A 20107-nucleotide genomic window follows, 5' to 3' on the forward strand; every position below is an offset into this window, starting at 1 on the left:
CCCGCCCGGCCTGCGGGCGTGCCCGTCACCCGTGCTTCCCGCGAGATTAGCAGCAAGCGACGTGCCAATCTTGCGCGCGTTCGACTCCCGTCTGGCTTCGATATTGCATGGCCGTGCGAGACGGGTGGGCATTTCAGTATGATGTCAATGTATTATCAGGCCTTTCAGAACCATATGGACCTGACGGCGCCGTGGCGGGCGGGCGCTTCGTCCGCGCTCAAATTCCTCCACTTGGTGCCGCAGGGCGTCTCGCACCAGGTCGTCGGCCGGCTGTCGGCGGCGCTGGAGCTGATCTCGCGTTCCACCCTCACTTACGACCGCCCAGCCTATGGCATCGACAGCGTCATGGTGGGCAACCGCGAGGTCGCCGTTCGTGAGGAGATCGCCTACGCGACGCCGTTCGGCTCGCTGCTGCACTTTCGGAAAGACAATGCGGGCGAGCAACCGCGCATGCTGCTGGTGGCGCCGATGTCCGGCCACTTCGCCACGCTTCTGCGCGGCACCGTGAAGACACTGCTCCAGGACCACGACGTCTACATCACCGACTGGCACAATCCGCGCGACATTCCCCGCAGCGAGGGCCGCTTCGGCCTGGACGACTACACCGAGCACCTCATCGACTTCCTCGGCCAGCTCGGCCCGCGCCCGCACATGGTCGCGATCTGCCAGCCGTCGGTGTCGGCGCTCGCGGCCGCCGCGATCATGTGCGAAGGCAATCATCCCTCGCGGCCGGCGACGTTGACGCTGATGGCCGGCCCGATCGACACGCGGATCCAGCCGACCAGGGTCAACGAGTTCGCCAAGAGCAGGCCGATCGACTGGTTCGAGAAGAACCTGATCAACTACGTGCCGGTGCAGTGCCGCGGCGCGCTGCGGAAGGTGTATCCCGGTTTCGTGCAGCTCACCGCGTTCGTCTCGATGAATCTCGAACGCCACATCAAGCAGCATCTCGACCTCGCCAACCACATCGCCAAGGGCGAGAAGGACAAGGCCGCGACGATCAAGACCTTCTACGACGAATATTTCGCGGTGATGGACCTGCCCGCGGAGTTCTACATCGAGACCGTGCGCGACGTGTTCCAGGAGCATCTCTTGCCGCAGGGCAAGCTGATGCATCGCGGCCGCCCCGTGAACACCAAAGCCATCAGCCGCATGGGGCTGATGACGGTCGAGGGCGAGAAGGACGACATCTGCTCGATCGGCCAGACCCTCGCGGCGCAGGACCTCTGCACCGGCGTGCGCGCCTATCGCCGCGTCCACCACATGCAGGCCGGCGTCGGCCATTACGGCGTGTTCTCGGGCAAGCGCTGGAACAACGAGATCTATCCGCTGCTGCGCGATTTCGTGCACGTCAATTCGTGACCTCCCGAACGTCGCGCTGGAGAAGCGGCACGTGACTACCCCACTCTCCTGAGCAGCTCCTTCGCTTCTTCGAATTCGGGAAGATTTCGCTCGGCACCGAATTCAGTGAGGAGAGGCGCGAGCAAATCAGATACCGCGCCTGCCCGGCCATTTTTCTTTCGCAGGCGTGCAAGTCCAAGGGCGCTGCGCAGCTCGAACGTCTTCGTCTGCTGGTGTCGCGCGATTTCCAGGCCCCTGTTGAGAGTCTCTTCAGCCCTCGAATCGTCCGAAGGGGCACGACGCAACAGGAGTTCCCCCTGGGCACGATGCAGTTCGGCATCGAGCCAATGCTGGCCGGATTGCCCAGCCCATGCGATCAATTCACTCAGGATTTCCAATCCGGTCTCGAGCTGGCCCGCCTCTGCATCCGCCACGGCGACATGCATCCCCCAAAACGGTTCACAGAGGTAACAGTCATTCTCATGCAACAAGGTCCAGCCGCGACGCATTTCCATCAGTCCGTCCATTTGGACCCCGGCACGCCACCTGGCGAGGCCATTCAGATAGGTGCCGGCGGCCACATACAGCGGCATCGTATGGTCGCGCGCGAGGCCGAGCGCCAGGATGGTCTCCGTCTGCTGCAACATGCCCCCGCATAACCCGTCGAACACGGCGCGATGAACGAGCGCGTTCGCCTGGGAAAGCGCCCGTTTTTCTCCCGAGGTACTCACCGCTTCGGCGGCGAGCCGGCGCGCGCGCGCAGTCTCACCGAGCGGCCAAAGCACCAGGGCAAGAAATCTCATGATCACGAACGGGAGGTCCAGCGCGGATGCCCGGAACGTTGCGGGATCCGGCTCGGCACCGTAGATCGCGAGTGCCTGCTCAAGATGCGTTCTCGCGTTCAAGTAATCGCCACCAAACCAGCAGGTCACCCCGCCCGTCCAATGTGCGACGACGGCGGCCACCGGTGAGAGCGGTTGCCGGTCAGCGGCGCCCATGATGGCATCCGCGAGCTCGCGCATCGGAGCGAGCTCGCCGTGCGTCAGGCAGGCGTTGAAGAGGCCCGAATGGACCGGCGCAAGTTCGACCGGATCATTGATGTCGGCCGCAAGCTGTCGGGCGCGCGTCCAGGCGGCCACCGTTTCGGGGGCACTGTGTCCGAGGCTGCCGCGCAGCGCGCGGCCATATGCGATTTGAAGATGAAGCCGGCTCATCGTTCGGCCGGGCTGATCGAGCAGCTCATCGGCCATGGCAACCGCCTTGCCGAAATGAGCGATCGCCTCGGAATAGGCCGAGCGTTTCAGTGCCTGCTGGCCCGCCTTGCGCCACCAGTCGAGGGCGACCTCTTTCAGCCCGGCCTCGGTGAAGTGATGCGCCAGAATTTCCGGCTCAGTCTCGGCGACGGCCGCAAACTTTTCGCGCAGGACATCGCCGATGCGCGTGTGAAGCACCTGCCGCTTGCTCTTAAGCAGGCTCTCATAGGCCGCTTCCTGAACCAGAGCGTGCTTGAAGCTATAGTTTGCTTCGGGCGGTGTCCCACGACACAACAGCAGTCCGGCCTCTTCGAGCTGCCCGAGCGCAGCGCTCAGCGTCCGGTCATCGCGTCCCGCCACATATCTCAGCAGCGCATATGAGAAGTCGCGGCCGATGGCGGCCCCTATCTGCGCCACCTCCTTGACCGGGGCCAGCCGGTCGAGCCGCGCCATCAGCGAATCCTGCAGTGTCGCGGGAATCGCGAGCGGCGGCAGCGGACTATCGAGGCGATAGCGCCCGGAATCTTCGACGAGCAGCCCGGACTCCAGCACCATTTTGGTCAGTTCCTCGACGAATAGCGGGACGCCGTCCGTCTTGTCGATGATCTGCTGCATCATCTGGCGCGGCAGCTGGCGACCAACGGTCACCTGCTCGACCAGCGCGCGCGTGTCCTGCCGGTCGAGCCGGTCAAGCCGCAACAGGCTGACGTTGGCAAGCCCCAACCAGGATGGCTCAAACTCCGGCCGGGATGTCAGGAGCACGAGAATTGGCAGTCCCCTGATCCGGTCGATCCCGAGATCGAACAGTTCAAGTGTCGTGGCGTCGGCCCAATGCATATCTTCGCAGACAATCAGCAGGGGCTGCTCTCGCGCCAGCCCCTCGAGCTGATCGAGCAGGGCGGCGAATGTCTGTCGCCGCTGCTGCGCCGGACTCAAACCGAGCGGCGGACAATGGTCGCCGGCTGGAATCGAAAGGAGAGCCGCAATGAGCGGCGTCGCTTGGGCGACCTGCTGTGTTCCGAGAGCCAGCATCGCCTCGAGCTTCTCGAACTTTTGCCCCGGCGTGTCGTGCGAGCAGATGCCGGCGGCGCGCTCGAGCTGCGCGACAAAGGGATGAAGCGCACTGTTCGTATGGTAGGGCGAACACTGATACCGCACCCGGCGGTGCGTCCCCAGAGCAGGGCTTTCCGACAGCGTTGCGACCATGCGCGACTTGCCGATACCCGCCTCGCCGGAAATCAACACCATCTGGCCTCGCCCCTGCCATGCCAGCTGCTGGCGCGACAGCACGAATTCAATCTCGTCCTTGCGGCCAACAAAACCGATCGAGCGTGCCGCGCGGACCGCCTCGAAGCGACTCTCCGATGCGATTGCCCCCTCGACCGCCCAGACCGCGATGGGTTCGGAGATCCCCTTGACCTCGCGGCGGCCGAGATTGCGAAAAGTGAAAAGGTCGCCCAGCAACCGGCGCGTCGAGGAGGCAACGACGACCACTCCGGGTTCGGCGAGGCTCTGGAGCCGGGCCGCAAGGTTGAGCGTGTCGCCGACGGTTGCGTGCTCCTCCAAAGCATTTCCACTGATGAGGTCGCCGACCACCACGAGCCCGGTCGCGATTGCGATCCGCAGTTCAAAGCTTTCGTCGGTGCCTGTCTTAAGCCGCCTGATCGCGGAGATACTGTCGAGGCCCGCTCGCACTGCGCGCTCCGCGTCATCTTCGTGGGCGCGCGGATAGCCGAAATAGACGAGTATTCCGTCACCGACGAATCTGGCTATGCTGCCGTCATATGCAGCAACCACGCTCGCGCAAGCGGCGCGGTAGGCCCGGATCACCTCCCACATTTCCTCGGGATCGAGACGCGCCGAGAGCGCGGTCGAGCCGACCAGATCGCAAAACATGACGGTGAGGTGGCGCCGCTCGGCATCGTGAGGAGGAGCCGGCGACGCGATCAACGCGGCTGGATCCAGTTCGGCAATGGCCCGCAGCATCTTACGGCGATGGCCGAGCAGGACGCCGAGCTTATCGAAATCCTCGTCCATCAATTCGGGAAGGACGCCAAGGTCGATCCCATTTTGAGCAAAACGCTCCGCGTATTGCCCAAGCTCTAGCTTCTCGAGCCATTCCGCGATCTGCATTGGCTCCACCGGTCGTGTGGTTGGCGGTTAGCAGAATTGGACCACGGCGTGTAAACGATATCCCAACATGACCACGATGGCACGTCTTGTTTGGTCCGCGATGATTTCGGTTGCTCAATACCTACAGCGATTCCAAGCGGAAATGTCGCTCGGTGCGAACGGCCCGTTGCCAAAAGCTCCAGCGCGCATGACCCTGGACGACAACAAGTTGCGATGAACCGTCAGCCACTCGTTTTCGGACTGAAGACGAATCCAAAACTGCGGATTGTGCTCGCGTCACTGCGCCATGCGGACGTGTTTCGGCGAGCACCGCTCGCTTCATTCCTTGTCCACGGGTACCTGGCAGTTGCGAGCGATCGTTCCCGCAGCAACCTGAAGCGAAGAACCAACCACCCAACAGCCGGCAACAAAGCCTATCAGCCCATTGGGCAGGTTCTGATCAAGGACAAGGATACTGACAGACAGAGTTGCAGCCATCGCAGCGACGAACGTCCCGGCCGCACTCATGAGCTCAGCCGCATCGAGACCATTCCATTCCTCCGAGACGCCCAAGATCGACTTTCGAGCAACACTGCGAGACAAATCAATTCCGACATAGTAGCTCACAGCTCCGTAGAGCACCGTGAGCAGCACGATCCAGCCGCTTTCAAACAGCCCTCTCTGACGCACTAACGTCGCGCCTACATAGAGGCCGCAGGAGGCCCCAACGGCCGCGAGCCCAATTCTTTCAAGAAGATGGGCCGATTTGATCAGGCTGGAACGAGCGATCCGGAAATTGCCGGTGCGCTTCGTTACGGAAATTGCGGTGGAGACTGCATTATTGATCTTCATTGGAGGACTCCTCCTAAACAAAGTCTACCGGTCGACCCCGAATAGAGGCTGCGTCGCTGGCGCGACTTCCCGCTGTCCAAAATTCCAATTTCTGAAGGATCTGTTGATGGCGCTGGCCCGCTCGTGAGCAAGACGAGAGCCAATCCAAAACTGCGAGCACTCTGCTTCGCAGGTACTGCATCTCACCCGTCTCTGCGCGTTAGCTGCGGGTGGGGGCAATTTCTTGCTGGGAGTGGTAACTCGAAAAGAGACCGAGGGACTATGAGACGGTTCACATACCGCAGTTCCATGTCACTTCGGCAGTCACAACATCCGGAGGACGATTCTGCGTTGCCGCGATACGCGAGCGCAGCGGGGAGTTGCCGCGTCAGGCCGACCACTCCTCGCCCCAGACCTGCACGACGTGGCCGGGCGATACCTCGCGATATTGGCGGGCCGGCGGCTGGTAGTCCGGCGCGCGCACGGGACTTCTGATCTCGTCGTTCGACGCTTCGCGACGCGTGCCGCGCCGTGATGGATCAGGCACCGGCACGGCGGCCATCAGCTTCTTCGTGTAGGGATGCTGCGGATTGCCGAACAGTGCCGCGCGCGGGCCGATCTCGACGATCTCGCCGAGATACATCACCGCGACGCGGTGACTCATGCGCTCGACGACCGCGATGTCGTGGGAAATGAAGAGGTAGGCAAGGCCCATGCTGGCCTGAAGGTCGAGCATCAGATTGACGACCTGGGCCTTGACCGAGACGTCGAGCGCCGAGACGGCTTCGTCCGCGACGATGAGCTTCGGCCCAAGCGCGAGCGCGCGGGCGATGCAGATGCGCTGGCGCTGCCCGCCGGAGAATTCATGCGGAAAGCGCGCGGCCATGTCGGCGGCAAGACCGACGCGCACGAGCAGATCGGCGACCTCGTCGCGCGCCTGCGTCGCCGACGCGAGTCCGTTGGCGAGCAAGGGTGCTGCGATCGCCGTTCCCACCGACATGCGCGGATTGAGGCTCGCGAACGGATCCTGGAACACGATCTGCATCTGCTTGCGGAAATCGCGCAAGCTGCGGCCATTCATGGCGAGGACGTCCTGGCCGTCGATCAGGACGGTGCCGCTGTCCGGCTCGAGCAACCTCAGGATCGAGCGGCCCGAGGTCGACTTGCCGCAACCGGACTCGCCAACCAGCGCTAGCGTCTCGCCCGCGCGCAAGGTGAAGGAGACATTCTCGACGGCGTGGACGCGGCCCGAGACCTTGCCGAACAGGCCTGAGCGGATCGGAAAGCGCGTGGTGAGGCCGGCGACTTCGAGCAGCGGACGCTCGGCGGCCGAGACCGTGTCGGGCGTCTCCGCGGGCTCATCCGAGGCGCCCGTTGCCTTGTCGACGATCGGAAAGCGCATCGGCCGCGCGCGCCCGTCCATCGAGCCGAGGCGCGGCACGGCGGCAAGCAGTGCGCGGGTGTAGGGATGCGCGGGGGCTGCGAAGATGCGCGCGGTCGCGTCCGTCTCCACCGCCTGCCCGCCATACATCACCACGGTGCGGTCTGCGATCTCGGCGACCACGCCCATGTCGTGGGTGATGAAGAGGATCGACATCCCCTCCTCCTGCTGAAGCTCCTTCAACAGCTCCAGGATCTGGGCCTGGATCGTGACGTCGAGTGCGGTGGTCGGCTCGTCCGCGATCAGGAGCTTCGGCTTGCAGGCCAGCGCCATCGCGATCATCACGCGCTGGCGCATGCCGCCGGAGAAGCGATGCGGATGCTCGTGGAAGCGCGATCTCGCCGCGGGAATGCGGACGCGATCGAGCAGGCGGATGGTCTCGGCCTCCGCCGCCGCACGGGACAGGCCGCGGTGCTGGATCAGCGCCTCCGCGATCTGGAAGCCGATGGTGAGCACCGGATTGAGGCTCGTCATCGGTTCCTGGAAGATCATGGCGACGTCGTTGCCACGGATATCCTTCATGCTTGCTTCAGGCAGCGCCAGCAGATCTCGGCCCGCGAGCGTGACACGCCCCTCGATGCGGCCAATCTCTTTCGGAACGAGCCGCATGATCGACAGCGCGGTAACGCTCTTGCCCGAGCCTGACTCGCCGACGATTGCCACGGTTTCGCGAGGCGCGATCTCGAACGACACATTGCGAACGACGGGGATCCATTGCCGCTCGAGCATGAACGACGTGGTGAGGCCCGAGACCGACAGCACCGGGGCAGCCGCGATTTGGTCGGACCTGATTGCGCGGGTGCTCATGCGGAGCTCCTAACGCCTGCTGCGGAGAAAGTGCGCCCCCTCCCCCGCGTGCGGGGGAGGGTTGGGGAGAGGGTGTCTCCGCAATGAAGAACCCCCAAGAGGAAAGAGCCCTCACCCGCGCCTTTGGCGCGACCTCTCCCGCAAGCGGGAGAGGTGAAGCACGCCCGTGGCTGCACCGATATTCCCATCGCCATCACACCCTCAATAGCCACGCGTACGGTCGACGCGCCCCGGCAGCTCTTCGCCGCGACGGTGGCGTGCAATGACGTCGAGCACGAAATCGACGGCCGTGTCCGGCGTCGTCATGCTGGCATTGTGCGGCGTCAGCAGGATGCGCGGGTGGCTCCAGAACGGATGGCCGGCCGGAAGCGGCTCGGGATCGGTGACGTCGAGCACCGCACCCGAGAGCGCGCCGCTGTCGAGGGCCGCGAGAAAATCGGCTTCGACGAGATGCGGGCCACGCCCCACATTGACGAGCCCGGCGCCCCGCGGCAGTCGCGCGAACAGGTCGGCATTGAGAATGCCGCGGGTCTCGTCGGTCAGCGGCAGCAGGCAGACAAGAACGTCGGTCTGCGACAGGAAATCCGGCAGCGACTCCACACCCGAATAGCAGGTGACGCCCGCGATCGCGCGCGGCGAACGGTTCCAGCCGAGCAGCGGAAAGCCGAACGCCTTGAGGCGTTCGACCACGGCCTGGCCGAGCTGGCCGAGCCCCATCACACCGACACGCCGCCGCTTCGCCGGCGTGATCCGGATCTCGCGCCAGACCTGCTCCCTCTGCTGGGCGATGAAGTGCAGGAGATCGCGATGCAGCGCGAGCACAGCCGTGGTGACATATTCGACCATGGTCTCGGCGATGCCGGGCTCCAGCATGCGAACGAGCGGAATGTGCGCCGGGAGTTTGGTCGCGTCGAACTGATCGACGCCGGCGCCGACCGAGAAGACCAGCTCGAGATTCGGGAACGCCGTCGCGATGTCATCGGGCGGCACCCACGCCACCAGATAGCGCACCTCGGCGGGATCACCGATGTCGGGCCAGAGCCGGAACGGCACGTCAGGCGCGCGCTCCGCGAAGAAGCGGGCCCACTCCGCGCCGCGCACCATGTTGGCCTTGTACAGAACCGTCATACGGCCAAGGCTCTCAGAACGGGCTGACCGGCGCCAGGCGCCGGCCGTCGATCATGCGCTTGTGGCTGTAGGCGACCGGGTCGACCAGCGGCGTCGAGCCGGTGACGATGTCGGCGGCGAGCTTGCCGGCCGCGGGGCCGATGCCGAAACCATGGCCGGAGAAGCCGGTGGCGAGGAAGAAGCCCGGCAGCGCATCGACCGGCGAGATCACCGGGATCGTGTCCGGTGTGCAGTCGATCGTGCCACCCCAGGCTTCCGCGATCTCGATATCCTTCAATTCCGGGTTCGACTTGATCAGCGACGCGAGCGCCGCATTGACCAGCGACATGTCGGGCGCCGGATCGCGCACGCGCTCGGCCTCGAACGGCGACGGCTTGTCGAAGCTCCAGCTGGTGCCGCGCATGATCTGATCGAAGAACGACTTGCCGAACGACAGCTTCAATCCGTTCTTGCGATGCTGGTAGGTCGGCCAGAAGGTGCGGGCGTAACGAAACAGGTCGGGCGACAGCTCGACTGTGCCGCGATTGCGCAGCGCCAGCGTGAAACCGCCGTCGAGGCGGCGGCGGATACAGTAGAAGTCGGTGCCGAGCGCGCCCGAGGTGATCTCCGGCCCCGGCGTGGTCCGGCATGCGGTGGCATTGACGAGGCCGATCGGCAGCTCGATGCCGTGGCGGCGGCAGAACAGCGACGACCATGCGCCGCCCGACAGCAGCACCGATTGCGTGCGAATGGTGCCCTTCTCGGTGACGACGGCGCTGACCCTTCCGCCTTGCGTCTCCAGCCCGCGCGCGGCGCAGCCCTGATGGATGGTGACGCCGTGTTTTCGCGCGGCCGTGGCGAGCGCCGGCACCGCCATCGAGGGCTCGGCACGGCCGTCGCTCGGCGTGTGCAGGCCGCCGACCCATTGGTCGGCATTGCCGGGCATGCGCTCGGCAATCTCCGCAGGCGTCAGGATGGAAGAGTGCACCTGCTGCTCGCGTGCGATCGCCGCCCATCGCTCCCAGCCGGTGAGCTCGTCCTTGCTCTTGGTCAGGAACAGCACACCGGTGCGGCGGAAGCCGGCATCGACACCTGCGTCGTTCTGCATGTCCTCCCACAGCCGCAGCGCCTCGCGGGCGAGCGGGATCTCCTCGCGGGCGCGGCCCTGCTGGCGGCACCAGCCCCAATTGCGGCTCGACTGCTCGCCGCCGACATGCCCCTTCTCGACCAGCGCGACGGAAAGGCCCTTCTTCGCCAGATGATACGCCGCCGACACGCCGATCACACCGCCGCCGATGACGACGACGTCCGCCTGCGCCGGGAGGCGTTCATCGCTATTTATACGGTTGAGCGGCGGGGACATGGGGCACTCCAGATATTCAGTTCGATCGAAGCGGGTTTTCTCGTCACGGGATGTTCATCCGCGGATCGAGCGCATCGCGCAGGCCGTCACCGAGGAAGTTGAAGCTCGTCACCGCCAGCGTGATGGCGACGCCCGGCGCGATCGCAAGCCACGGCGCGCTGGCGAGATAGATCTGCGCATTGTTGAGCATGTTGCCCAGGCTCGCGGCCGGCGGCTGGATGCCGTAGCCGAGATAGCTGAGATAGGATTCCAGCAGGATCGCCTTGGCGACGTTCAGCGTCGCCGCCACCACAATCGGCGCGATCGCATTGGGCACGAGCTCGCGGAACATGATCCGCAGGTTCGACGAGCCGAAGGCGAGCGCGGCGACCGCAAACTCGCGCTCGCGCAGCGAGCGCACCTGGGCCTCGACCACGCGGGCCACCCACATCCAGGCAGTCGCCGCGATCAGCACGGTGGTGGTGACGAGACCAGGCTCGGTGAGCGCCGCCAGCGCGATCAGCAGAAAGATCGTCGGAAAGCACAGCACGGCATCGACGAGCCGCATCAGCACCGCACCGACCACGCCGCCATAGAAGCCGGCGAAGGCGCCGACCACGATGCCGACCGCCATCGCGATCACCATCGCGACGATGCCGATCGAAAGCGAGACACGCGCGCCCATCATCAGCCGCGCCAGCACGTCGCGGCCGAGTTCGTCCGTGCCGAGAATGTGCGCGCCGGACAGCGGCGGCGCGAACCGCTTCATGACGTCGATATAGGTGTCGTCGAACGGCAGGAGATAGGGACCGAACGCCGAGCCGAGGACGAGAACCAGGATGATCACCGCGCCCGCGAGTGCGAGGCGATGGCGGCGGAAGCGCCGCCAGGCGGCCTGGCCGGGCGCGAGCTGGACGGTGGAGAGAGCCGCAGTTGCCATTCCTAGCCCACCCGGATGCGCGGATCGACGACGGCATAGAAGATGTCGGCGAGCAGCGAGCCGATCAGCACCATGGTCGCCGAGAACATCAAAATGCCCATCACCACCGGATAGTCGCGATAGCCGATGGAATCGAGGAACAGGCGCCCCATGCCGGGCCAGGTGAACACGGTCTCGGCCACCAGCGCGCCGCCGAGCAGCGTCGGAAGCTGAAGGCCGGCCACCGTGATCATCGGCAGCAACGCGTTGCGCAAGGCGTGCACGGTGAGGATGCGCCATTCCGGCATGCCCTTGGCGCGCGCCGTGCGGATGTAATCCTGGTTGATGACCTCGAGCATCGAGGAGCGCATGAAGCGCCCCCACATCGCGGTCTCAACCAGCGCCAGCACCAGCGCCGGCGCGATCAAATGATGCAGCAGGTCGAGCAAGGAGCCGTCGCCGACGGTGTGCCGGTTGCCGGCCGGCAGCCAGCCGAGCTTCACCGAGAACACGTAGATGGTGACGAGCCCGAACCAGAAGGTCGGGATCGACAGCGCGATCATGGCGCCGACGGTCGCGAGCGTGTCGAACAGCGAATAGCGGCGCAACGCCCCTAATATGCCGATCCAGCAGCCGAGCAGGACCGCAATGATGGTCGCCGTGGCCATCAGCTCCAGCGTGGCGCCGAGATGCGAGGAGATCACCGACAGCACTGCCTCGCCGTCGCGATAGGACTTGCCCCAATCGCCCTTCAGCATGCGGCCGAACCAGTCGAGATACTGGATCGGCAGCGGGCGATCGAGCCCGAGCTGCTTGGTGACGCGGTCGAGGTCCTCCTGCGTCATCTGCGCGGAGGCTGCGAATTGCGAGAGCGGACCGCCGGGCGCCAGATGCAGGATGGCGAAGCCGATCGCCGAGACGATCACAAGCAGCATGATCGCCTGCGCCAGGCGGTTGACGACGTAACGGGCCATCTCAGACGATCCCGCACACCGGCCGCATCAGGCCCAGTACCATTCGCGGACGTTCCAGCAATTGATCGACGTGTTGATGTTGGGGCGGAAGCCCTGGAGCCCTTCCTTCACGCCTTCGGCGATGAAGCCCTGGAACATCGGCAGGATCGCGAGATCGCTCCGGATCAGCTTTTGCAGATCGCCATAGGTGGTCTTGCGCTGCCCCAGGTCGAACTGCTTTGCGCCTTCGGCGAGGAGACGGTCGGCATCCGGGCTCTTGTACTGATAGGTGTTGTAGCCGCGGCCGCCCTTGGCAGGAATGGCGCCGGAGCCGAAGCGCGGCGTCACGTCGGGATCGCTGCCGAGCATGAAGTTCACCGACACCAGCACCGAGTTGAATTTCGACTGCTGCCAGAAATCGCCCCAGATCACCGCCGCCGGCATGTTGTTGACGCGCATCGCAGCGCCGATCGCGCGCCAGTCCTGGATCAGCAGCTGCTGGGTCTGCTCGCGCACCGCGTTGCCCGACGTCGTCGAGTTGGTGAATTCGAGCTTGACGCCGCCCTTCTCGCGAATGCCTCCGGAGCCGCGAACCCATCCCGCCGCATCGAGCAGCGCGTTGGCCTTGGCGGGATCATATTTGTGCTGCGGCAGGCCCTTCTGGAACGACCACGCCTGCTGCGGCACGAAGCTCTCGGTCTGTGTCGGCAGGCCGTAATAGAGCGCGTCGATGATCGCCTGCTTGTTGATGGCGAGGTAGAGCGCCTCGCGCACCGCGCGGTCGGCGAAGGGACCGAACTCCAGGTTGGGCGCGATATGCTCCACCGAGGACGTCGCGGAGACGAAGATCTTGCGGCCCTTCAACGTCTTCGCCTCCTGCACGAAGTTCGGCAGGATGCCTTGCAGGCCGGTGTAGTCGACCTGGCCGGTGCGGAACTGGGTGTAGAGCACGGTGAGGTCGGGAATGTATTTGAAGACCACGCGTTCGACGTACGGCCCCTTGCCGTGATAGCCGGTGTGCGCATTGAGCAGGATGTGGTCGCCGGGCACGCGCTCGCCCCAGCGGAACGGCCCGGTGCCGACGGGCGCGTTGTGGAACGGCGAGGCGTTCGGATCAGGAACCTTCTCCAGGATGTGCTTGGGCACGATGAAGGTCAGCGATCCCAGGATCGACATGTAGGGCGAATAGGGCGCTTCCATTCGCCAGTGGATCTCGTCCGCCGCCACGACCTTGATGTCCTTGACGAGGCTATGGCCGACGCGGCTGCGCGCGCGGAAATCGGAATTGTTGATCAGCTCGAGCGAGAACTTGACGTCGTCGGCCGTGAACGGCGTGCCGTCGTGCCACTTCACGTCGCTGCGCAGCTTGATCTTCCAGGTCAGGCCGTCGGCCGACAGCCCGCCATTCTCGATGGTCGGGACTTCGCGGGCGAGATCGGGAACGAAATTGCCCTCGGGATCGATGTACCAGAGCAGCGAGAACACCTGCCACCAGATGCCCTGATCGACCTCGATGCCGGGCATCAGCGGGTGGAAGACGGTCGGCTCCTGCGACAGTGCCGCGATCACCTGGCCGCGCGGCTTGTCCGGCGGATTGGTCGGGCGTTCGGTCTGGGCGAAGGCGTTGCCTGCAAGGGTCCATCCCGCCGCGGCGCCGGCGCCGAGCTGAAAGAACTGACGACGATTCGGAATACCGAGATACACTGCCCCAACGCCGAACTTGCCGGTGTCGCCTGCCATGATCCACTCTCCGTTGTCGCACACGGCACCTCTCCCGCGCCCCCGTAACCCCGGCAAAGGGACAGGAGTGGGCTTTAGTGCTTCTAAATTTTTCAGCCAAAATTTCATCATGACTAAATACAGCTGTCAATCACCTTGCTAGGATGCGCAATCTTTTCACTCTGACTGAAGCTCCGGACGATGCGGTCCGGCGGCGAGACGATGCATGGGAGTGCGACATGAACGGTCGCGGCGATACCAACGGCACGAAGGACGCTCCAACGATCGAGACCGACGATGCGGTCGACCAGCGCCTCGGCGAAACCGTGCGGCTGCTGCGTCAGCGCGCCGGCCTCTCGATCCAGGACGTCGCCAACAAGACCGGCCTCTCCACCGGAATGATCAGCCAGCTCGAACGCGCGCGCGCCATGCCGTCGATCCGCACGCTGCGCCTGCTCAGCATCGCGCTCGACGTTCCCATCTCGTATTTCTTCGAGACCAGCGATCCCGCCGACGTGCAGCGCTACATCGTGCGCAAGAACAACCGCCGCCTGCTGCGGCTCACCGCCAGCGGCGTGGTCAAGGAAGCGCTCACGCCTGATGGCAAAGGCCAGCTCGAGCTCTACGAGCTCACGCTCAATCCCGGCGCCTCCTCCGGCACCGACTTCCTGCAGCACACCGGCGAGAAGGCCGGCTACATCCTGTCGGGCAGCCTGCGGCTGTGGCTGGACAACCAGGCCCATCGGCTCGAGGCCGGCGACAGCTTCCGCTTTCCGAGCATCGTGCCGCACATGTTCGACAATCCGACCCAGCAGGTGGCGCGCGCCATCTGGGTGACGACGCTGCACCAGACCGTTTCGCCGGCAGGTTGAATCCCTCGAGATTTGTTTCCGGCGTCGCCCGCCGGGCCGCAGTACGGAAATTGACCCTCGACGGAGACGCAGGGAGCTTGTAGCTCACATGATGCCGGTCCCCTCAACGGGGCAGCCGGGGCGGTCGGCGGCTGGCGTCTTTGGTGTGAGACCATGAAACTCAGGGGGCTTCTGACACTCGCGATGACCGCGCAGGCCGTCGTGACCGCCGCGGCCCTCATCGCCTCCTACGCCGTGTCCGGCAGCGCCGCGCCGTACCGGTTTGGCCTGCCCCAGTTGATCGCTTTGCTGGCGAGCGGTGTCGTTGCCGTACTGCTCGCGCGCCTGTGCACACGCACGATCGACGCCGGGCAAGCCGCCGATCAGGCCAGGGCCAGCACCGCCCCCGCGCAGATGACGCAAGCCGTCATCAAGACCGCGCTCGACGCCTTCATCCAGACCGACCAGACCGGCAGCGTTCTGGAGTGGAGCTTTCAGGCCGAGGCCCTGACCGGGTGGACCAGGCAGGAGGCCGTCGGCACCGATGTCGTCGACCTCGTCGTTGCCGAGCCGCTTCGCGCCGGCTTCAGGCAACGCATGATGCGGCTCGTGCCGGAATTGTCGGATACGCCGGCCGGCGCGCGCTTCGAAGTGACCTTGATCCACAGGAACGGCGATCGGATCCTGACCGAGGCGTCCAGCACGGCGCTGCGGCTGGGAGAGCGCACCATAGTCAACACCTTTGTCAGGGACATCACCCAGAAGCGCGCCGCCGAGGAGCAGTTGATCCAGGCCCAGAAGATGGAGGCGGTCGGCCAGCTCACCGGCGGCATCGCGCACGAATTCAACAACATGCTCACCGTGATCACGGGCACGATCGAGATCCTCGCCGACGCCGTGAAGGACAACCCGCCACTCGCGACCATCACCAAGCTGATCAGCGAGGCGGCCGATCGCGGCGCCGCGCTGACGTCCAGCCTGCTCTCCTTTGCGCGCAAGCAGGCGCTCCAGCCGGCCGAGATCGACGTCAACGAGCTCATCGAGGAGCTGACAAAGCTGCTGCTGGCAACCTTCGACAAGAAGATCGGGATCGTGACCAGGTTCGACGGCAACGTCTGGCTCGCCTACGCCGACCGCGGCCAACTGAGCTCGGCGCTGCTCAACCTCGCGATCAACGCCCGCGATGCGATGCTGGACGGCGGCAAGCTCACGCTGACGACGCGCAACGTCGTGTTCGGTGTGCGCGAGGCTTTGGCGGTGGGTGCCGGCTACGCCGGCGACTATGTCGAGATCGAGATCGCCGATTCCGGCACGGGCATCCCGCCTCCCCTTCTGGCGCGGATCTTCGATCCGTTCTTCTCGACCAAAGAGATCGGCAAGGGCACGGGGCTCGGGCTCAGCATGGTGTTCGGCTTCGTCAAGCAATCCGGCGGCGGCATCAAGGTCGCTTCCGAGGAAGGCCGCGGCACGACTTTCACGATCTACCTGCCGAAGGCCGAGACCAGCACGCTGCGTCCGACCGGCTATGACGATCGCAAGATCGTCGGAGGTCAGGAAATCATCCTTTGCGTCGAGGACGACCGCGATGTCCGCCAATACGTCACGGTCCAGCTCGAGAGCCTCGGCTACAAGGTCGTCCCTGCCGCCAACGCGACTGAGGCGCTGGACATCGCGGCCGAAGGCACCGCGTTCGACCTGCTCTTCACCGACATCGTCATGGCCGGCGGCATGAATGGGCGCGAGCTCGCCGAGCAGATTGTGGCCGCGCGGCCGTCCCTGCGGGTCCTGTTCACCTCGGGATACGCCTACGACTCGCTCCATGCGCAGGGCCGCGCCACGATGGGTGCGCCGTTGCTGCGAAAGCCCTACCGCAAGGCCGAGCTCGCGCGCATGCTGCGCCGCTGCCTCGACACCGCGGTCGATTCCGTCGGCGACCCGATCCCGACGCCGTATTCGGTGCAGGCCGATGTCGAGCGCTTCTTGCGCAAGCAGGCATCCGAAGATGACGGTGCAACGCGATTGCGAAAATAGGCTTGGCCGATTTCCGCTAGCTCATCTTGCGGCGCAGCGTCGCCGACGGCGTCTCGCCGAATTTTTCCCGATAGGCGCCGGCCATGCGGCCGAGATGAGTGAAGCCGAGGTCGAAGGCGATGTCGGTGATGGAGACGTCGGGAGCGGCGTGCGAGAGTCCGGCGTGAAGCCGCGCCAGACGGATATCGAGCAGCATCTGCGAAATCGACACGCCGAAATGCCGGCGGAAGCCGAGCTGGAGCGCGCGGATGCCGATGCCGGACACGCAGGCGAGCTGCGCGAGGTCTAGCGGCTCGCAGGCCTTGGCTTCAAGGCAATCGCGCGCGCTGCGCAGCGCTCGCGGCAGGCGTTCGGCCTGCCCTGAGAACGTCCTGATCGCATCTGACAGGCCATGCCGCTGGCCATTGAGGAGATGATCGAGCAGCGTCTCCCGCCAGTCGGCCATGGCGACCGGCGAAAGCCTGCGCGAAGGGCCGACACGTTCGGCGAGCATCATCAGCTCGTCGAGCCCTGTCCGGAGGCTGCGCGTTGCCGGCGAGCCCAGATCGATCGCGGGGTCGAACTCGACCGGGCCCGCCGCCCGACCGGACAGCGCCGCGGCGCGCTGCTCGACCATGCGGCGGTCCAGCAGCAGGATCGCCTGCGCGCAGTCGGTCCACACCATCCGGGTCGGGATCGTCGGCGACAACAGCGAGGCGGTTCGCCCGGGCGCCGTCTCGAGTTCGCGAATGCCGGCGCGAATTTGGGCTGTTCCCGCAAGCGGGATCTGCACCAGGAAGAAGCGATCGAGGCAGCCGGGATCGATCGTGACCGGCCCGCCATAGGCGACATAGTTGATCGAAAAGCCGTCGAAGGCCGCGCAATTATGCCGGGCGGAGAAGCCGGTCGCGCGCGGCCGTGCCGGCTTGAGATCGTGGGGGCAGAAGATGCGCCCGATCTGCTCGGCAGCCTCCTCGACGTCGTCCGTGGTGACGCGAGCGTAGTCCGTGAGCCTTTCCGCTCCGGACGCTCTTGCGCTCATCTCCAGCTCGGCTGCGGACATCGTCGACCACGCTTCGCGTCCCGGAATTACTTTAAGCCTATAATAGTTCCCCGGACGCGAAAAGGGCCGGGTCGCAAAATCGTCGTGCTGCATGGCAACAGCGGCGCCCGGATTCGTTTAGCGGATAGACAGCCGGCCCACAGCTGGCCGAAGCTCGGTCCCCGCCGGAATCCATGAGGAGGCGAGCATGACTGCACTCGAAAAGGGCATTACCGCAAACGGCACGGGCTATGGCGGCAAGACCTGGAATATTCTGGGTCAGGTCTATTTCCCCAAAGCCGTCACCGATTCCACCTTCGCGTTCGAGACCAACAGCGATCCCGGCCAGTTCGTGCCGGTGCACATCCATCCGACCCAGGACGAGTTCATCCTGGTGCAGGAAGGCACGCTCGACCTCAAGCTCGACGGCCAATGGGTCAAGGCCCACGCCGGCGATCTCGTGCGCATGCCGCGCGGCATTCCGCACGGCTATTTCAACAAATCCGACAAGCCGTGCCGCGCGCTGTTCTGGGTCTCGCCAATGCAGAAACTGGAGGCGCTGTTCAACCAGCTCCACAATCTGACCGACCCTGCCGAGGTGGTGCGCATCTCGGCGCTGCATGAGGTCGACTTCCTGCCGCCCGAAGCCAACGACTAAAGCGCCATCATCGCGCTTTAGGTTGTTGTTTGAGCATGATCTTTCCGGAAACCCGCTACGCACCTTTCCGGATCATGCTCGAGGCAGCCGGCCTCCTCGTCCGCTTCAACTGCTGCCCCGCCGGCCGCGCCTTGCGGCCGAACGTGGCCGCTTGTGTCCAAACATCCTGATTGCGAGCAAATCCATGGTCAGCCCCAAGCATGTCTGCGTGATCGGCGCCGGCGTCTCCGGCCTTGCCGCTGCGAAAGCGTTCTCCACCCGCGGCCACCGCGTCACCATCGTCGAGCGCAGCACCGATCTCGGCGGCGTCTGGGAGCCTGCGCGCTCCTATCCGGAGGTGCAGACGCAGAGCCCGAAGGAGCTCTACCGCTACACCGATCGCGCCATGCCGGACGCCTATCCGGAATGGCCGACCGGGCCGCAGGTCCATGCCTATCTCTCCGATTATGCGAAGAGCTTCGGCCTCGACCGCATGCTGCGCCTCAACACCGGGGTTGTCGGCATGGAACGCCGCGCTGACGGCAGGCCGGGCTGGACGCTCGCGCTGAGCGGCAAGGACGGCGTGACAGCGAACGAGAATTTCGATTTCGTCGCAGTCTGCACCGGGCAGTTCAACGAGCCGCGGGAGCTGCATTGCCCGGGCGAAGAGGGCTTTCTGGCGCAAGGCGGACAGGTCCTGCATTCGTCGAAATACAACGACGCTTCGCTGGCGAAAGGGCGTCGCGTCGTCGTGCTCGGCGGATCGAAATCGGCCACCGACATTGCGGTCAACGCGGTAAGATCGGGCGCGCGCGAGGTGACGATCGTGATGCGCGAGCCGGTCTGGCGCATCCCCTATTTCATCGGCGGTCTCGTGAACTTCAAGCGCATCCTCTACATCCGCGCGCAGGAGGAGATGTTTCCGGGCTGGGGCATCGGCACGATGGCGCGGCTCGCGCACCGCCTCGCCGCACCGCTGGTCTGGGCCAACTGGCGCGGGCTGGAGAGCCTGTTGAAGGCGCAGCTCAAGCTGAAGCAATGCAAGATGGTGCCGAAGGAACGGATCGAGGACGGCGTCAACTGCTCGGTGCCGATCGCCACACCGGATTTCTATCCGATGCTCGCCGACGGCCGCATCAAGGCGGTGTTCGGCACGTTCGATCACTATGAGGGCGACACCATCGTGATGAGCGGCGGCGAGCGCATCAGCGCCGATGTCGCGGTGCTCGCGATCGGCTACAAGCTCGGCGTGCCGTTCCTGCCTGCGGCTTATCAGGAGAAGCTGGTCGATGCCGACGGGCAGTACCGGCTCTATCGCCTGATCGCCAATCCCGACCTGCCGGAACTCGGCTTCGTCGGCTTCAACTCGTCGTTCTGCACCGTGCTCTGCGCCGATCTCGCGGCGAACTGGCTGGTGCGCTATGCCGACGGCCAGCTCGCGAACCAGCCGACGGCGCGGCAGATGCGCGACAACATCGAGATGATGCTGCACTTCAAGCGCGTCGAACGGCCGGCCGCAGGCGTCTATGGCGGCCTGTGCGTCGCGCCCTATCACTACCGTCATTTCGACGAGCTGATGGCCGACATCGGTACCAGGCAGAGGAAGCGCAGCGGGCCTGCAGGCCACTTCCAGCCGCCGGACGCCGATGCCTATGCGACGTTCCTGGCTTCCGCGCCGGAGTACCGCGTGACGGCGTGAAGGCTGGCAAATTGCCGCCGTCACGAACTCGCGGCTCGCCAGC

General features: G+C 65.1%; 15 protein-coding genes. 6 read left to right on the top strand and 9 right to left on the bottom strand.

Annotated elements, in window-relative coordinates; translation table 11 throughout:
• Positions 1–138 precede the first annotated feature (138 nt).
• On the top strand, positions 139–1362 hold the full coding sequence (locus GPL20_RS02915) for a polyhydroxyalkanoate depolymerase (RefSeq protein WP_157327573.1): 1224 nt from the start codon (positions 139–141) through the stop codon (positions 1360–1362).
• 35 nt (positions 1363–1397) lie between these two features.
• Here GPL20_RS02915 and GPL20_RS02920 read toward each other — a convergent pair whose 3' ends face one another.
• Complete coding sequence (locus GPL20_RS02920; RefSeq protein WP_157327575.1) at positions 1398–4727, bottom strand: adenylate/guanylate cyclase domain-containing protein; 3330 nt, start codon at positions 4725–4727, stop codon at positions 1398–1400.
• 67 nt (positions 4728–4794) lie between these two features.
• Here GPL20_RS02920 and GPL20_RS38650 point away from each other — a divergent pair, with 67 nt between their 5' ends.
• Positions 4795–4944 carry a hypothetical protein gene (locus tag GPL20_RS38650; protein ID WP_167532865.1) on the top strand — a complete coding sequence of 50 codons (150 nt, stop codon included), beginning with the start codon at positions 4795–4797 and terminating at the stop codon, positions 4942–4944.
• A 101-nt stretch (positions 4945–5045) separates the two neighbouring features.
• On the opposite strand, the gene GPL20_RS02925 is transcribed toward GPL20_RS38650, so the two are convergent.
• The 7 genes from GPL20_RS02925 to GPL20_RS02955 form a co-directional block, all read right to left on the bottom strand.
• Positions 5046–5558 (bottom strand): hypothetical protein, encoded by a 513-nt coding sequence (locus GPL20_RS02925; RefSeq protein WP_157327577.1) that lies wholly within the window; start codon positions 5556–5558, stop codon positions 5046–5048.
• A gap of 367 nt (positions 5559–5925) precedes the next feature.
• Entirely contained in the window at positions 5926–7785 is a 1860-nt protein-coding gene (locus GPL20_RS02930; protein ID WP_157327579.1) for an ABC transporter ATP-binding protein, read from the bottom strand.
• A gap of 201 nt (positions 7786–7986) precedes the next feature.
• On the bottom strand, positions 7987–8913 hold the full coding sequence (locus GPL20_RS02935; RefSeq protein WP_157327581.1) for a 2-hydroxyacid dehydrogenase: 927 nt from the start codon (positions 8911–8913) through the stop codon (positions 7987–7989).
• A gap of 13 nt (positions 8914–8926) precedes the next feature.
• Positions 8927–10255: an NAD(P)/FAD-dependent oxidoreductase gene (locus tag GPL20_RS02940; protein ID WP_157327583.1), complete on the bottom strand. Its 1329-nt coding sequence runs from the start codon at positions 10253–10255 to the stop codon at positions 8927–8929.
• 43 nt (positions 10256–10298) lie between these two features.
• Positions 10299–11174 (bottom strand): ABC transporter permease, encoded by an 876-nt coding sequence (locus GPL20_RS02945; RefSeq protein WP_157327585.1) that lies wholly within the window; start codon positions 11172–11174, stop codon positions 10299–10301.
• A 2-nt stretch (positions 11175–11176) separates the two neighbouring features.
• On the bottom strand, positions 11177–12127 hold the full coding sequence (locus GPL20_RS02950) for an ABC transporter permease (RefSeq protein WP_157327587.1): 951 nt from the start codon (positions 12125–12127) through the stop codon (positions 11177–11179).
• A 27-nt stretch (positions 12128–12154) separates the two neighbouring features.
• Complete coding sequence (locus GPL20_RS02955) at positions 12155–13846, bottom strand: peptide ABC transporter substrate-binding protein (RefSeq protein WP_157327588.1); 1692 nt, start codon at positions 13844–13846, stop codon at positions 12155–12157.
• 218 nt (positions 13847–14064) lie between these two features.
• On the opposite strand from GPL20_RS02955, the gene GPL20_RS02960 reads away from it, so the two are divergent.
• Both GPL20_RS02960 and GPL20_RS02965 read left to right on the top strand, forming a co-directional pair.
• Complete coding sequence (locus GPL20_RS02960; protein WP_157327590.1) at positions 14065–14697, top strand: cupin domain-containing protein; 633 nt, start codon at positions 14065–14067, stop codon at positions 14695–14697.
• 153 nt (positions 14698–14850) lie between these two features.
• The gene (locus tag GPL20_RS02965) at positions 14851–16707 is read left to right on the top strand and encodes an ATP-binding protein (protein ID WP_157327592.1); all 1857 of its coding nucleotides are present in this window, start codon (positions 14851–14853) and stop codon (positions 16705–16707) included.
• 16 nt (positions 16708–16723) lie between these two features.
• On the opposite strand, the gene GPL20_RS02970 is transcribed toward GPL20_RS02965, so the two are convergent.
• Positions 16724–17749, bottom strand: coding sequence for an AraC family transcriptional regulator (locus GPL20_RS02970; protein WP_157327594.1), 1026 nt, complete (start codon positions 17747–17749; stop codon positions 16724–16726).
• A 187-nt stretch (positions 17750–17936) separates the two neighbouring features.
• On the opposite strand from GPL20_RS02970, the gene GPL20_RS02975 reads away from it, so the two are divergent.
• Both GPL20_RS02975 and GPL20_RS02980 read left to right on the top strand, forming a co-directional pair.
• Positions 17937–18386, top strand: a complete 450-nt coding sequence (locus GPL20_RS02975) for a cupin domain-containing protein (RefSeq protein ID WP_157327596.1) — start codon at positions 17937–17939, stop codon at positions 18384–18386.
• 184 nt (positions 18387–18570) lie between these two features.
• Positions 18571–20064, top strand: a complete 1494-nt coding sequence (locus GPL20_RS02980; protein ID WP_157327598.1) for a flavin-containing monooxygenase — start codon at positions 18571–18573, stop codon at positions 20062–20064.
• The last annotated feature ends 43 nt before the right edge of the window (positions 20065–20107 follow it).

Origin of the sequence: Bradyrhizobium cajani (genome assembly GCF_009759665.1) — a bacterium.
Taxonomy (GTDB): domain Bacteria; phylum Pseudomonadota; class Alphaproteobacteria; order Rhizobiales; family Xanthobacteraceae; genus Bradyrhizobium; species Bradyrhizobium cajani.

What these genes read in the sequence shown, in the direction of transcription:
- GPL20_RS02915 (WP_157327573.1), top strand. Translation starts at nt 139, where the DNA reads ATGATGTCAATGTATTATCAGGCCTTTCAGAACCATATGGACCTGACG.
- GPL20_RS02920 (WP_157327575.1), bottom strand. Translation starts at nt 4,727, where the DNA reads ATGCAGATCGCGGAATGGCTCGAGAAGCTAGAGCTTGGGCAATACGCG.
- GPL20_RS38650 (WP_167532865.1), top strand. Translation starts at nt 4,795, where the DNA reads ATGACCACGATGGCACGTCTTGTTTGGTCCGCGATGATTTCGGTTGCT.
- GPL20_RS02925 (WP_157327577.1), bottom strand. Translation starts at nt 5,558, where the DNA reads ATGAAGATCAATAATGCAGTCTCCACCGCAATTTCCGTAACGAAGCGC.
- GPL20_RS02930 (WP_157327579.1), bottom strand. Translation starts at nt 7,785, where the DNA reads ATGAGCACCCGCGCAATCAGGTCCGACCAAATCGCGGCTGCCCCGGTG.
- GPL20_RS02935 (WP_157327581.1), bottom strand. Translation starts at nt 8,913, where the DNA reads ATGACGGTTCTGTACAAGGCCAACATGGTGCGCGGCGCGGAGTGGGCC.
- GPL20_RS02940 (WP_157327583.1), bottom strand. Translation starts at nt 10,255, where the DNA reads ATGTCCCCGCCGCTCAACCGTATAAATAGCGATGAACGCCTCCCGGCG.
- GPL20_RS02945 (WP_157327585.1), bottom strand. Translation starts at nt 11,174, where the DNA reads ATGGCAACTGCGGCTCTCTCCACCGTCCAGCTCGCGCCCGGCCAGGCC.
- GPL20_RS02950 (WP_157327587.1), bottom strand. Translation starts at nt 12,127, where the DNA reads ATGGCCCGTTACGTCGTCAACCGCCTGGCGCAGGCGATCATGCTGCTT.
- GPL20_RS02955 (WP_157327588.1), bottom strand. Translation starts at nt 13,846, where the DNA reads ATGGCAGGCGACACCGGCAAGTTCGGCGTTGGGGCAGTGTATCTCGGT.
- GPL20_RS02960 (WP_157327590.1), top strand. Translation starts at nt 14,065, where the DNA reads ATGAACGGTCGCGGCGATACCAACGGCACGAAGGACGCTCCAACGATC.
- GPL20_RS02965 (WP_157327592.1), top strand. Translation starts at nt 14,851, where the DNA reads ATGAAACTCAGGGGGCTTCTGACACTCGCGATGACCGCGCAGGCCGTC.
- GPL20_RS02970 (WP_157327594.1), bottom strand. Translation starts at nt 17,749, where the DNA reads ATGTCCGCAGCCGAGCTGGAGATGAGCGCAAGAGCGTCCGGAGCGGAA.
- GPL20_RS02975 (WP_157327596.1), top strand. Translation starts at nt 17,937, where the DNA reads ATGACTGCACTCGAAAAGGGCATTACCGCAAACGGCACGGGCTATGGC.
- GPL20_RS02980 (WP_157327598.1), top strand. Translation starts at nt 18,571, where the DNA reads ATGGTCAGCCCCAAGCATGTCTGCGTGATCGGCGCCGGCGTCTCCGGC.